This window comes from Ensifer adhaerens (assembly GCF_001270265.1).
In the GTDB taxonomy this organism is placed as follows: domain Bacteria; phylum Pseudomonadota; class Alphaproteobacteria; order Rhizobiales; family Rhizobiaceae; genus Ensifer; species Ensifer adhaerens_B.
In genome coordinates this window covers 42901-56016 of the sequence record NZ_LGAP01000006.1, presented here as the reverse complement: position 1 = coordinate 56016, position 13116 = coordinate 42901, and the positions used below count along the sequence as shown (strand labels likewise).

The window sequence follows — 13116 nt, the reverse complement described above, 5'->3', positions numbered from 1 at the left end:
TCATGCGTATCGGACTTTTCGCAGTCGGCCGCCTGAAGGCGGGGCCGGAAAAAGACCTTGCGGCCCGCTATCTCGATCGTTTTGCCAAGGCCGGTCCGGCAATCGGTCTTGAACTTTCCCGCGTGGTCGAAGTCAACGAAAGCCGCGCGTCCAATTCCGAGACGCGCAAACGCGACGAGGCATCGCAGCTCGAAAAGGCGCTCGCCGAAGGCAGCCTGCTGGTGCTGCTCGACGAACGTGGCAAGGCGCTTGATTCCGAGGGCTTTGCATCGCTGCTCGGCACCTTTCGCGACGGCGGCAAACGCGACCTGATGATCGCGATCGGCGGTGCCGACGGGCTCGACCCGAGCCTTCATTCCCGCGCCGACGCCGTGCTCAATCTCGGCAAGATGACCTGGCCACACCAGCTGGTGCGCATTCTGATCGCCGAGCAGCTCTATCGCGCCGTGACCATCCTTTCCGGACATCCCTACCACCGTGTCTGAGACGCACGACGCACCGGCGATAACGCGAATATGTGTTGGTCGCATCCCCCAAATCAGATTAGGCTTTTTTTGAAGAGGGCGTCGCGCGCCCGGCAAGGAAGCGCGGCGAACGCTCAGAAACGTTGAAACTGCGCATGACGCTTTCCGAAAATCGTTTCCGGTTGGCGGTGATAAGCGCAGGCATTTCCGGTTGGACGCCTAGGGACGAATGACGCGCCGAAGCATGATGAGCGCTTTCGAAAAGATCGGTGGCAATGCATGGCGGCCCAGCCGCTATGCGGCGCTGCTGGCGCTTGGACTTGCCGTCGCGCTCCCCGCTGCGGCCCAGGATGCCCCGGCAACGCCTGCGACATCGGGCGCGGATCAGCAGCAGGGGCCGCCCGATCCGGCCGCGAACCTGACGCTTCGTCGCGATAGCACCCGCAGCGAACTCGATGCGCTGTCGAAGACCATTACGCTGTCGCAGGAGCGCGCCGACGAGCTGGCAGCAACCATAGCCGAGATCGACAAGAACAACGAGGCACTGCGCGCCGCCATCGTCGATTCCGCCAAGAAACGGCAGGATCTGGAGCAGCAGATCGTCGACGGCGAGAAGAAGCTGAGCGAGTTGCGCACCAAGGAAGATACGGTACGCCGATCGCTGCGCGCCCGGCGCGGCGTGCTTGCCGAAGTGCTGGCGGCGCTGCAGCGCATGGGCCGCAACCCGCCGCCGGCGATCCTGGTGACGCCCGAGGATGCGCTCGGCTCCGTTCGCAGCGCCATTCTGCTCGGTGCTGTCGTGCCCGGAATTCGCGAGGAAACGGATAACCTCGTCGCCGACCTCAAGGCGCTCGCCGATATCCGCGCCGGCATCGGCAAGCAGCGCGAGGAGCTGACCGCGGCGATGACGGCCAATGCCGAGGAAGAGCGCCGCATGTCGATGCTCGTGGCCGAGAAGGAAAAGCTGCGTCAGAAAAGTGCCGCCGAGCTCGCCGCCGAGCAGCGCAAGGCGCAGGAACTCGCCTCCCAGGCGACCAATCTCGAAGGCCTCATCGGTTCGCTGGAAAACGAAATCGCCTCGGTGCGCGACGCGGCGGCCGCCGCCCGCGCCCAGGAGGAAGAGCGCCTGCGCATGAGCGAGGCCGAGCGCGAAGCCGCGCGCGAGCTTGCCCGCAGCGCCGTGCCCGACAAAAACCGCATTGCGCCAGCATACGTGTTTTCGGAGCTGAGGAGTAAGCTTGCCTATCCGGCCGCGGGATCGCTTTTGCGAAAGTTCGGCGATGCCGATGGTACGGGGCACTCCCTGCAAGGGATCATGTTGGAAACCAATCCCGGTGCGCTGGTGACTGCGCCGTCAGATGGCTGGATCGTCTATGCAGGCAATTTCCGCAGTTATGGGCAGATGATCATTCTCAATCCGGGCGACGGCTACCATGTGGTGCTGTCGGGCATGGAGAAGGTGAGCGTGCAGACCGGACAATTTGTCGTGGCGGGTGAACCGCTTGCGACGATGGGTGCAAAAAGAGTCGCAAGCGCTGCGGCCTTGGCGCTGGAAACCGACCGGCCGACGCTTTACATTGAATTCCGAAAAGACGGAAAACCGGTTGATTCCCGACCGTGGTGGACCGCAGCAGAGGTTGGAAAGGCGCGAAATGATACGTAGGGCTTCACTTGTTCTGGTCGGGGCGCTGATGGGTGCGACCGCTATGGGCGTCATTTATTCGGCTGTCGTTCCAGCCGTCGCGGCCAATACCTCGACCTATCGCGAACTGGCGATTTTTGGTGACGTGTTCGAGCGCGTGCGCGCGCAGTACGTCACCCCTCCGCAGGATGACAAGCTGATCGAGAATGCCATCAACGGCATGCTCTCTTCGCTTGATCCGCACTCGAGCTACATGAACTCGACAGATGCCGAGGACATGCGCACCCAGACCCGTGGCGAATTCGGCGGCCTCGGCATCGAAGTGACGATGGAAGACGACCTCGTCAAGGTGACGAGCCCGATCGACGACACGCCAGCGGCCCGCGCCGGCGTTCTCGCCGGTGACTTCATTTCCAAGATCGATGGCCAGGATGTTCGTGGCCTGAAGCTCGAGGATGCGGTCGAGAAGATGCGTGGCGCCGTCGGCACCCCGATCAAGCTGACGATCCTGCGCAAGGGCGCAGACAAGCCGATCGAACTGTCGATCGTGCGTGACGTGATCGCCGTTCGCGCCGTCAAGTTCCGCACCGAAGGCGACGTCGGCTATCTCCGCGTCATCTCGTTTACCGAGAAGACCTACGACGACCTGAAGAAGGGCATCGAGAAGATCAAGTCCGAAGTACCGGCCGACAAGCTGAAGGGCTACGTCCTCGACCTTCGTCTCAACCCGGGCGGTCTGCTCGACCAGGCGATCAACGTTTCCGACGCCTTCCTGGAGCGCGGCGAGGTCGTTTCGACCCGTGGCCGCAATCCGGACGAGACCCGCCGCTTCAACGCGACGCCAGGCGATCTGAGTGACGGCAAGCCGGTGGTCGTTCTCGTCAATGGCGGCTCGGCCTCCGCATCGGAAATCGTTGCCGGCGCCCTGCAGGACCTGAAGCGCGCGACCGTGCTCGGCACGCGTTCCTTCGGCAAGGGCTCGGTCCAGACGATCATTCCGCTCGGCGAAGCCGGCGCTCTGCGCCTGACGACGGCGCTCTACTACACGCCGTCGGGCAAATCGATCCAGGGAACGGGCATCACGCCCGACATCAAGGTCGAACAGCCACTGCCGCCGGAACTGCTCGGCAAGGTCGAAGCACAGGGCGAATCCGATCTGCGCGGCCACATCCAGGGACAGAGCGAAACCGACGAAGGTTCGGGCTCGGTCGCCTACGTGCCGCCGGAACCCAAGGACGACCTGCAGCTCAACTACGCGCTTGACCTCTTGCGCGGCAAGAAGACCGATCCGGCCTTCCCGGCAAGCCCCGAGCAGGCCGAACTCAAGAAGTAAGCCATTGAAGGCGCCGGGCTGGTCAACCCGGCGCCTTTATACTATGTGGGCAGCAGGTGCTGCCGGAAACCGCTGATTCTCATAAAGACGGCGCATCCCTCACCGGCAACGCTCCTTCAGGTCGACCGAGGCTCCGTTTGGGAACAGATCTCAATGCCCCCCTTGGCCAGAACCGCCGGGTAAAGCCCGCGCCCAAACGCGACCGTCGTCGCCTTCTCAGCTATTCCCTTGTCGGCATCTTTGCTGTTTCCGTGATCGGCCTTTCCGCCTGGAACACCATCGCTCCGGATGGATTGCGCAGACAGGCTTCGACGCAGGGCGAGGCTTCGCCGGAAACGGCCCAGACGGCGGAAAAGACACCCAACCCGACAAGCGGTCAATCATCGAACACCAGCGGCGGCGCGCTGAAGCCGGGCACCGCCTTCTCTGGAGCTCATGTCGAGGAAACCCTGACGAATGACGGCACGACCGTCACCAAGTTCTCGCCGCGCCAGCGCGACGGTAGCGGTCCCGCGCTGATCAATGTCGGGCCGATACGCGGCCAGGACCCGCGCATGGCCTCCCTTCCGAATGACGACCTGTTGGAGGACAGCGCTGAGGGCCGATTGCCGATCACCGGCGCGGATGGCTTGCGGCCGATGGATCAATATGCCCGCCCCTGGTCGGGCGCGCGCGGCACCCGCATCGCGCTTGTGGTCGGCGGCCTTGGGCTCAGCCAGACCGGCACGCAGAAAGCCATCCGCGACCTGCCGCCCGACGTCACGCTCGCCTTTGCCGCCGCCGGCAACAGCCTGCAACGATGGATGCAGGAGGCAAGGCGCGGCGGCCATGAAATCCTGCTGCAGATCCCGATGGAGCCGTTCGACTATCCCGACAACGACCCGGGACCGCACGCGCTCCGTCTGAAGCTCGGTGCGACGAAGAACCTGGCCGAGCTGCACAAAAGCATGGCGCAGATCACCAACTATACCGGCATCATGAACTATCTCGGCGGGCGCTTTCTCTCCGATCCCGATGCTCTCGAGCCGGTGATGCGCGATCTCGGCAAACGCGGCGTGCTGTTCCTCGATGACGGCACCTCGGCGCAATCGCTGTCCGGCAAGCTCGCCGGCGCCTTCGACGTTCCGCACGGCTTTGCCGACATGACCGTCGACAGCGAACTCAGCCGCAGCGCCATCCTGAAAAAACTCGACGAACTGGAACGCATCGCCCGGCGCAACGGCACGGCTATCGGCGTCGCCTCCGCCTTCGACGAGAGCGTCGCCGCCATCACGCAATGGGCCGGCGAGGCGCAGGGGCGCGGCATAGAGATCGTCGGCGTCTCGGCGCTTGTCAAGGATCCGCAGCAGAAGTAGGCGAAGTGCGCGGTTCACGGCACCATCAGGCCAGTGGGCGCGAGCGAACGGCTCCGGGAGAATTGCTTAGATCGAATCTGGCTTAAGGGGAAAAGTATGCTGCGCGCCAAACGTGCTGCAGCATTCGTAGCGCGTCATATGTGAAGCGCGGCACCTTGGGCGAACCGCACGAAACCATTGCGGACCCGGAACAGGGGTGCGATGAGACATCTCGACAGGTCGAACATTTCAGGGCAGCGCTCGACCGTGATCGAGCGGCGCCTTGCGCCTTGAGCCAGGAGAGGACAGCGGATGAGCAAACACAACGACAAGAACCTGCGGCCGGAAGACCTGCCCTATCGCCCCTGTGTCGGCGTCATGGTGCTGAACCGCGCCGGCCTCGTCTGGGCCGGCCACCGGATTGCCGTCGACAACTCCGAATATGACGGCTCGCCGCAACAATGGCAGATGCCGCAGGGCGGAATCGACAAGGGCGAGGACCCGCTGAAGGCCGCCTATCGCGAACTCTATGAAGAGACCGGCATGCGCACGGTCTCGCTGCTGGCCGAAGCGCCGGGCTGGATCAATTATGACCTGCCGGCGCATCTGATCGGCATCGGCCTCAAGGGCAAGTATCGCGGCCAGACACAGCGCTGGTACGCTTTCCGCTTCGAAGGCGACGAGAACGAAATCGCCATCAACCCGCCACCCGGCGGCCACGAGCCGGAATTCGACGCCTGGGAATGGAAGCCGATGCGCGACCTGCCGGAGATGATCGTGTCGTTTAAGCGCAAGGTTTATGAGGACGTCGTCGCCGCCTTCGCCCACCTGGCACCCTAGAGCGTTTCCGGTTTAGACGGAGTCGCAGAAACGCTCTATCTCTTTGTTTTTACGCATTTCCTGACGGAAAACCGCTTCGCACTTTTCCTGGAAATGCTCTAAAGGCTCGGCGATCTCTGAGATTCGTTTGCTGCGCCTTGGGCTCATGCTTTTGCATATGTCGTGATCGCAAAACCGCTGCGCACGCTTGCGCGTCATGCTTTAGGAACCGCCCTCAACGGCGTTGCCTGGGCTGCCGTTTCGCCCCGGGGGCCGACCGGGCGCTGCACTTCCGGAACCTCTCCCTGCTATGGTGCCGATGGGGTTTGCACGCGTCGGCGAATGCGATCGACGAGAGGGATAGTTGTCGGTACGGGCAACGTACGCGGAAGGCAACGGCGCGACATGCCGCGGAATGACGGACCTCCACCTTCGAGCAGCCAAGGACAGGCCTTGGTGAATGTCGGACTTGCCGTCGCACCGGGGCTTGAAGCTCGGAAACGAAAAAGGCCGCCGAGGTGATCGGCGGCCTTTTCATGTGAATGGAGCAAGGGCTCAGTCGGGTTCGGCTTCGTTGGCCGGCGCGGCATTGAGCTGGCCGTACTTCTCTTCGCCGATCTTCTCGAGCAGGTCGAGTTGGGTTTCGAGGAAGTCGATGTGGCCCTCCTCGTCGGCGAGCAGCTCTTCGAAGAGCTTCATGGAGACGTAGTCTCCGGCGTCATGACAGATGTCGCGTGATTTCTTGTAGGCCGTGCGGGCGTCGTATTCGCCGGCAAGATCCGCCTTCAGCACTTCCTTGACATTCTGGCCGATGCGCAGCGGACCGACCGTCTGCAGGTTCGGATGACCTTCGAGGAAGATGATGCGCGCGACGAGCTTGTCGGCATGGTGCATCTCTTCGATCGACTCGGCACGTTCCTTCTTGGCCAGGAGCGTATAGCCCCAATCTTCAAGCAGGCGGAAATGCAGCCAGTACTGATTGACGGCACCGAGTTCGAGATAGAGCGCTTCGTTAAGCTGCTCGATGACCTTTTTGTCGCCTTTCAAGATCCGCCCTCCGGTTGTCTTCATGAAACTGTTTGAGACGGGCCATGAAATCAAATATCTCGACGTCCGTCGAGTCGCGACGGCCGTGATATTGCTCGGTGGTACGGATGATGATGTCGACGACGTTGGGGAAACAACCGCAGCAGCGGCCGCGTTTTTCCATCGCGTGATAGACTTTCGCCGGCACGATCAGCTGCCAACAGTCCTCGTCGAGGAGGCTTACGATCGTATCCTCGATCTCTTTTTCCGTGATGAAATTGCAGCTGCAAACCAGCATGTCGTCTTGCCTGTGAAACGCAACGCCCTGAATTCGCTCATAAAGCAAAAGAGGATATTTATTGTCAACAAAAAACTCCGCGAGCGGAAGTTGTACGCTGATTAGAACGAATCTAAACATGACAAAAAACATCGCATTTTCATAATATTAGCTCAGCGTTGATGACCTATCTTCCTGTGGATTTCGCCGTAACCGCCGCAGGAAACTGCGACATTTTTACACAGTCCCGCGGCCAGGTTCTGCCTGTTGAAGGAAGCCGAAAGCGAGCGGCCGAAACCCGACCCGGCAATGCGGGCCTCGAAAGCGCGATCTACGAAATGGGCATGGGAGGCCGGGTCTTCGAAGCCATGCCGACCCCACCGTGCCTGTCCGTCAATGAAAGTTGCGGCCTTTCGGCATCACGTCGGCAACTTCGGTCGCGACGGCCTGGTGATCGGCACCGGCGGCACGGCGGGCAGCCGCCAGGCGCAGCTCCTTGAGCACCTTCTTCTCGCGTGCGTCGGCTGTTGGTCGCAGCACCTCGTCAGCACGATCGTTGGCGCCGAAGTGTCGAACCTCCTTGCGCAACAACCCGAGCATCGGGGTCATGTCCTCGATATATTCCGCCACCACATGGATGACCTCGCTTTCGCGCTGGAGCCGGCCGCGGATCTTGACGAGACGCGCACCCATGATCACCGGCCGGTATTTTTCGAAGACCTTCGGCCAGACGATGGCGTTGGCAACCCCGGTCTCGTCCTCGATCGTCATGAAGATCACGCCCTTGGCCGAGCCTGGACGTTGGCGAACGAGCACCAGCCCGGCGACCGTCACTCTACGGCCAACGGGTGCCGTGGCGAGCGCACGGCTTTCGACCAGGCCCTGAGCCGAAAGCTCCGTCCGCAGGAAGGAAACCGGATGTGCCTTCAGCGAGAAGGAGAGATAGCGGTAATCATTGATGACCTGCTCGCCTTCCGGCATCACCGGCAGCGAAACCGCCGGCTCCAGCTGGAATTCGTCCTGCGTCGCCTGCTCGAAGAGCGGCAGCCGCTCGGCAGCGCTTTTCTCGTCCAGCGCCTTTACCGCCCAAAGCGCGTTGCGACGATCGAGGCCAATCGAGCGAAACGCATCTGCATCGGCGAGTTTCTCCAACACCGAGCGCGGCAGTCCCGAACGCAGCCAGAGATCGCGAACCGAGGTATAGCCGGAACCGCGATGGGCGACGAGCTTGCTCACGATCTCCTCTTCCCTGAGGCCCTTGACCCGGCTGAAGCCGAGGCGGATGGCCTTTTTCGTCTTGATCACATCCAGCATGTCCCGATGGCGCGGCTCCACCGCACCACGATCATGCCCACCTTTTTCGAGGTCCGAATCCCAGTCCGAATGGTTGATATCGACCGGCAGCACCCGCACCCCATGTTCGCGTGCGTCCCGCACCAGTTGGGCGGGAGCATAGAAACCCATCGGCTGCGAGTTCAGAAGCGCCGCGCAGAAGACATCGGGATAATAGGTCTTCAGCCAGGAAGAGACATAGACGAGCAGCGCGAAGGAAGCGGCGTGGCTTTCCGGAAAGCCGTATTCGCCAAAGCCTTCGATCTGTTTGAAGCAACGTTCGGCAAACTCGAGCGGATAATCGTTCCGAACCATCCCATCGATCATTTTCTGCTTGAAGGTATGAATGGTGCCGGTGCGTTTGAAAGTCGCCATCGCCCGCCTGAGCTGATCGGCCTCGCCGGGCGTAAAATTTGCCGCAGTGATGGCGATCTGCATTGCCTGCTCCTGGAACAGCGGCACGCCCAGGGTCCGCTCCAGAACCACTTCCAGTTCCTTGCTCGGGTATTCGATGGGTATGTTGAGATCATGCTGCTCCCGCCGCTTCAGGTAGGGATGCACCATGTTGCCCTGGATCGGTCCCGGCCGAACGATCGCCACCTCGATGACGAGATCATAGAATTTTTTAGGCCTGAGGCGCGGCAGCATGCTCATCTGCGCCCGGCTTTCGATCTGGAAGACGCCGATCGTATCGGCCCGGCAGATCATGTCGTAGACGGCCTTCTGCTCATCCTTGAACAGCGTGTGCAGATCTTTTGTGACGCCATAATGCCGATCGAGAAGCTTGAAGGCTCTGGCGATACAGGTCAGCATGCCGAGCGCCAGTACGTCGATCTTCAGGATCTTCAGCGTATCGAGGTCGTCCTTGTCCCATTCGATCATGTAGCGGTCGGGCATCGCCGTGTTCATGATCGGACCCCCCTCGTCGAGCCGGTCGCGGGTGATGACGAAACCGCCGACATGCTGGGAGAGATGGCGGGGAAAACTCATCAGCGCAGTGGCGTAGTCCAGTACCCGCACCGTCGTCGGATCCTTAACATCAAGCCCGGCGGCCTTGGCTTCCCGCTCCGACAGATCGGCGGCCGACCAACCCCAGACCGAACCGGCAAGCGCCGACTGCACGTCCTCCGAAAATCCGAAGGCCTTTGCCGTTTCGCGCCCGGCCGACCGCGCCCGGTAGCTGATGACGGCGGCGGTCAAGCCCGCATGCTCCTTGCCGTAGGTCCTATAGATATGCTGGATGACCTCTTCCCGCTTCTCGTGCTCGAAATCAACGTCGATATCCGGCGGCTCGTCACGCTCGGTCGAGAGGAAGCGGTCGAAGAGCAGGGTCGTCGAAAGCGGATCGACCTCGGTGATGGCAAGGCAGTAACAGACCGTCGAATTCGCCGCCGACCCACGCCCCTGGCAGAGAATATCGACGCTTCGCGCATATTCCATGATGTTGCGCACGGTGAGGAAATAGGGCTCGTAGCGCTTGCTGGCGATCAGATCGAGTTCGTATTCGATCTGGGTCGAGACCTTCTCGGGAATGCCGCCGGGATAGCGCCGATGGGCGCCTTCCATCGTCAACCGCCTGAGGGTCTGCGTCGTCGTCTCGCCTGCAAAACTCTCGTCGGGATATTGGTATTCGAGTTCCAGGAGGTTGAAATTCAACCGGCGGAAAAAATGCCCGGTATTGGCGATCGCCTCGGGATAGTCGCGAAAGATGCGCGCCATTTCCGCCGGCGGTTTCAGATGGCGTTCGGCATTGGCCTGAAGCCGGAACCCCGCCTGCGCCACCGTCACATGCTCGCGGATGGCGGTGACGATATCGGCCAGCGGTCGACGCGCCGGCTCGTGAAACAACGGGCTGTTGGTGGCGATCAGCCTCGTGCCCGTGTTGCGGGCGATGGTCGCAAGCCCGGCAAAGACAAGCTGATCGAACCCGTCATAGCGCGGCACCAGCGCCAGATAGAGCCGGTCGGCAAAATGCGGCTTCAGCCGCTTGAGAAACGCCGCAAGATTGCTGGCCTCCGGCGCACCGATCACCGGATCGGGCAGGACGGCAATGAGGATATCGTCACCCCACTCGACAAGATCGGCCTCATAGAGCGTGCAGTCGCCTTTTGTCGCCCTAAGGTTCCCGGCGCTGAGCATGCGGCAGAGATTGCCCCAGCCTCGACGGTTGCGCGGATAGGCGAGCACATCCGGAATATCCTCGGCAAAGCAAAGCCGGGCGCCGGGCTGGAAGGAAAACCCCTCCACCTTCGCCTGCGCATGGGCGCGGACCACGCCCGCCACCGTATTGCGATCGGCAACGCCGAGACCGGAGATGCCAAGGCGGCTGGCGGCAACGATCATTTCGCCCGGATGCGACGCCCCTTCAAGGAAGGAGAAATTCGACCAGGCGCCGATCTCGAAATAGGGCGTGCTCATGCGAAGACCCCATGCATGAACCAGCGCGGCTGCGTCGGCCCGCCATAATGCCCCTCTCGAAACAGCCAGAACCGCCGGCCTCTTTCATCCTCCACCCGGAAATAATCCCGCTCGGCCGCCTTTTCGCCATCGACCCACCATTCGGCCGCGATCCGTTCCGGGCCTTCGGCGCGCGCGATGCGATGGAGGCTCCGCCGCCAGCGAAAGCTTCTGGGTGGCCCCTCCGGCACCTCGGCCACCGCCTCCACCGGTTCCGGACTTTGAAACAGCCGCTGCGGCCGAACGGAAGCCACCAGCAGGTTGGCCGGAACAGCGGAAGCGGCTTCCTCGACCGTCTTCAGCATCTCCACATCGGCAAGCGGCTGAAAGACGGCGGCACGCTCCGGCACGTGGCTCTGCGACAGGACGGGCAGAAACAGGCTTTCCGCGCCCAGCCGCGCCATGACCCTGTCGGCAAAGGCGGCAAGCGGTCGCTGCCGATCCGGCGTGCCGGAAAAATCCTCCTGCATTACCTCGTATTTTTCGCTCTTGGGAACCGACAGCCGCAGGATCTCGAAGCCGAAACCGGCATCGAGATCCTCGTGCACCGCCTGCAGCCGCTCGCGGAAAAGGCCGGCAATGCGGCCCGGTTCAATCAACGGCGAGGACGTTCCGGCGGTGATGCGAAAGACCCTGCCGTCGACACGAAACAGCAGGAGTTCGAACAGCCGTCCGCCTTCGCCGCGCTTTTCCAGCTCCGGCTTCAGCCTTGCTGCCAACTCCTGCGTCAGGCCGAGAATGTCGTCCTCGCCCTGGACCGGCTCGGAAAGCCGCCGCTCGGCCGAGAGGCTGGCAACGGCAAGCCGCGGCGAAAGCGGTTCGTCCTCCAGCCCCATGGCCTGATCGAGGCGCAGAAGCAGGGTGGATCCGAAGCGGCGGGCAAGCGGCGCGCGCGGCGCCTCGATGATGTCGCCGACCTGCTTGAGGCCGACCCGGCCAAGCGTCTCGATCGTGTCGGTCGCAAGCCTGAGGGCCGCCATCGGCAACGGCGCAAGCACGCGCGCGGCTTCCTCCGGAGCGATCACGCTTTGCGAGCCGAAGCGCGCCACCGCCCAGGAGAGCCCTGCCGAAGACGAGATCGCCGCACGCGCCTCGATACCGAGATGGAAGAGCCGGGCCAAAAGATCGTCGAGAAGCGATTTCTCGCCACCGAGAAGATGGGCGCAGCCGGTAATATCGAGATAAAGGCCGCTTTCGCCGTCGAGCGCCACCAGCGGCGTATAGCGGCTGCACCAGTCCGCAAGCCCTTCGAGAAGGGCGCGATCCGCCGCCCGGTCGGCGGGCAGCACATCGACATCAGGACACATGGCCCGCGCTTCGGCAACGCCCTGACCCAATTGGAATCCTAACTTTTCGGCAAGGCCATCGAGCGCAACGAGGCGCATCGCATTTCTGACCCGGTCGGCAAAGACGACAGGCGGATGATCAGGACGCCCGCGGGAAAGCCAGGAGGTGCCCCAGCGTATCCGCGCCACCCGGTCGGCCGGAAGATGCGGAAAGTCGAGCGATAGAATGCGCTGGCTCTGGGTCTGCCGCAGCAGCGGCTGGTAGGGGCTCGACGGGGTAAAAGCGGCGGTCATGGGGGTTCCACTCCAGGAAGAGGCCGACGGGAGCAGGAGACCTGCTTTTTTCGGCAATGACGTGAAAGACGGGGTGGCCGATGCTGCCGCAAAGCATCGAACCGTCAGGGAGGGGGCGCTCGCGGGCGGGCGCCGGTTCAATATGAAGCCGGAAGAAGGCGCTGCTCGCCTCCTCGTGGCCGGACTGGCGCAGAAGCAGAAGAGGAATGCGCCCGGCGCGGGCGCGAACATGCAGGCGCCGGCTTTCACTCAAGGCCAGCGATGCCGGATTGCCGCGAATTTCGAGAATGACGGCACAGAAGACCGGGACGGAAAGCGCCGTCTCGGCGATCCAGAGCGCGTCCTTGACCGTGCGTGGCAGGCTGAGGATCAGGCTTCGAATGTCGAGCCCGTAAGCCTTGAGACCAAGGCCATAGGGCAGGCCGGCCTCGGTCGAGGCGAGCGACTGGCTGATCCACAGAACCGGGGCCCCGACATCGCCCGTTTGCCGGCGCGCCTGCTGACAGAGGGCGCTGAGCGCGGTTGCAAAACCGGCGGCAGCGCCGGCATCGCGCGTCTCGGAATTGCGGATCTCCGTCATGCCTTCGAGCGGCAGCCCGCCCTCGAGGATATCGTCGAGTTCGGGAATGCCGAGCGGCAGGACCTTGCGGCCGGATGTCTGACTACCTTCTTCCTTGCGCCGAAAGCCTGCGGGATCGGCCGCCTTGACCGCCTTCACGACCCCTGGAAGCCTACGGTTCTCGATCCTGGCTATGGTTTCGCGAAGCGAAAGAACGGTCTCCCGCTGCACGGCGTTCTCGGCCATGACGGTCAACTCCCATTTAAGATGTTCCTGTTATGTTCTTATAGATT

Annotated in this window: 10 protein-coding genes; 5 read left to right on the top strand and 5 right to left on the bottom strand. The window is 62.5% G+C overall.

Going from position 1 to position 13116, the window contains the following annotated elements:
• Positions 1-2: 2 nt before the first annotated feature.
• The 5 genes from rlmH to AC244_RS12685 all read left to right on the top strand — a co-directional run bounded on the left by rlmH (position 3) and on the right by AC244_RS12685 (position 5613).
• Entirely contained in the window at positions 3-485 is a 483-nt protein-coding gene (gene rlmH, locus AC244_RS12705; protein ID WP_053249343.1) for a 23S rRNA (pseudouridine(1915)-N(3))-methyltransferase RlmH, read from the top strand.
• Between the two features lie 226 nt (positions 486-711).
• The gene (locus AC244_RS12700) at positions 712-2127 is read left to right on the top strand and encodes a murein hydrolase activator EnvC family protein (RefSeq protein WP_152975934.1); all 1416 of its coding nucleotides are present in this window, start codon (positions 712-714) and stop codon (positions 2125-2127) included.
• Entirely contained in the window at positions 2117-3439 is a 1323-nt protein-coding gene (locus AC244_RS12695; protein ID WP_053249199.1) for a S41 family peptidase, read from the top strand. The genes AC244_RS12700 and AC244_RS12695 overlap by 11 nt, the downstream gene beginning before the upstream one ends.
• Before the next feature lie 137 nt (positions 3440-3576).
• The gene (locus AC244_RS12690) at positions 3577-4794 is read left to right on the top strand and encodes a divergent polysaccharide deacetylase family protein (protein ID WP_053249198.1); all 1218 of its coding nucleotides are present in this window, start codon (positions 3577-3579) and stop codon (positions 4792-4794) included.
• Between the two features lie 291 nt (positions 4795-5085).
• Positions 5086-5613, top strand: a complete 528-nt coding sequence (locus AC244_RS12685) for an RNA pyrophosphohydrolase (RefSeq protein WP_053249197.1) — start codon at positions 5086-5088, stop codon at positions 5611-5613.
• A 534-nt stretch (positions 5614-6147) separates the two neighbouring features.
• Here AC244_RS12685 and bfr read toward each other — a convergent pair.
• The 5 genes from bfr to AC244_RS38020 form a co-directional block, all read right to left on the bottom strand.
• Positions 6148-6639 (bottom strand): bacterioferritin, encoded by a 492-nt coding sequence (gene bfr, locus AC244_RS12675; RefSeq protein ID WP_053249195.1) that lies wholly within the window; start codon positions 6637-6639, stop codon positions 6148-6150.
• Positions 6605-6964 (bottom strand): (2Fe-2S)-binding protein, encoded by a 360-nt coding sequence (locus AC244_RS12670; RefSeq protein ID WP_321166226.1) that lies wholly within the window; start codon positions 6962-6964, stop codon positions 6605-6607. Before AC244_RS12670 ends, bfr begins: the two co-directional genes overlap by 35 nt.
• Before the next feature lie 324 nt (positions 6965-7288).
• A complete protein-coding gene (locus AC244_RS12665; protein ID WP_053249194.1) occupies positions 7289-10645 on the bottom strand; it encodes an error-prone DNA polymerase in 3357 nt (1118 codons plus the stop codon).
• Positions 10642-12159 (bottom strand): Y-family DNA polymerase, encoded by a 1518-nt coding sequence (locus AC244_RS12660; RefSeq protein ID WP_234716925.1) that lies wholly within the window; start codon positions 12157-12159, stop codon positions 10642-10644. The genes AC244_RS12665 and AC244_RS12660 overlap by 4 nt, the downstream gene beginning before the upstream one ends.
• A complete protein-coding gene (locus AC244_RS38020) occupies positions 12110-13069 on the bottom strand; it encodes an ImuA family protein (protein WP_053249192.1) in 960 nt (319 codons plus the stop codon). Before AC244_RS38020 ends, AC244_RS12660 begins: the two co-directional genes overlap by 50 nt.
• Positions 13070-13116: the final 47 nt, after the last annotated feature.

What these genes read in the sequence shown, in the direction of transcription:
- rlmH (WP_053249343.1), top strand. Translation starts at nt 3, where the DNA reads ATGCGTATCGGACTTTTCGCAGTCGGCCGCCTGAAGGCGGGGCCGGAA.
- AC244_RS12700 (WP_152975934.1), top strand. Translation starts at nt 712, where the DNA reads ATGAGCGCTTTCGAAAAGATCGGTGGCAATGCATGGCGGCCCAGCCGC.
- AC244_RS12695 (WP_053249199.1), top strand. Translation starts at nt 2,117, where the DNA reads ATGATACGTAGGGCTTCACTTGTTCTGGTCGGGGCGCTGATGGGTGCG.
- AC244_RS12685 (WP_053249197.1), top strand. Translation starts at nt 5,086, where the DNA reads ATGAGCAAACACAACGACAAGAACCTGCGGCCGGAAGACCTGCCCTAT.
- AC244_RS12665 (WP_053249194.1), bottom strand. Translation starts at nt 10,645, where the DNA reads ATGAGCACGCCCTATTTCGAGATCGGCGCCTGGTCGAATTTCTCCTTC.
- AC244_RS38020 (WP_053249192.1), bottom strand. Translation starts at nt 13,069, where the DNA reads ATGGCCGAGAACGCCGTGCAGCGGGAGACCGTTCTTTCGCTTCGCGAA.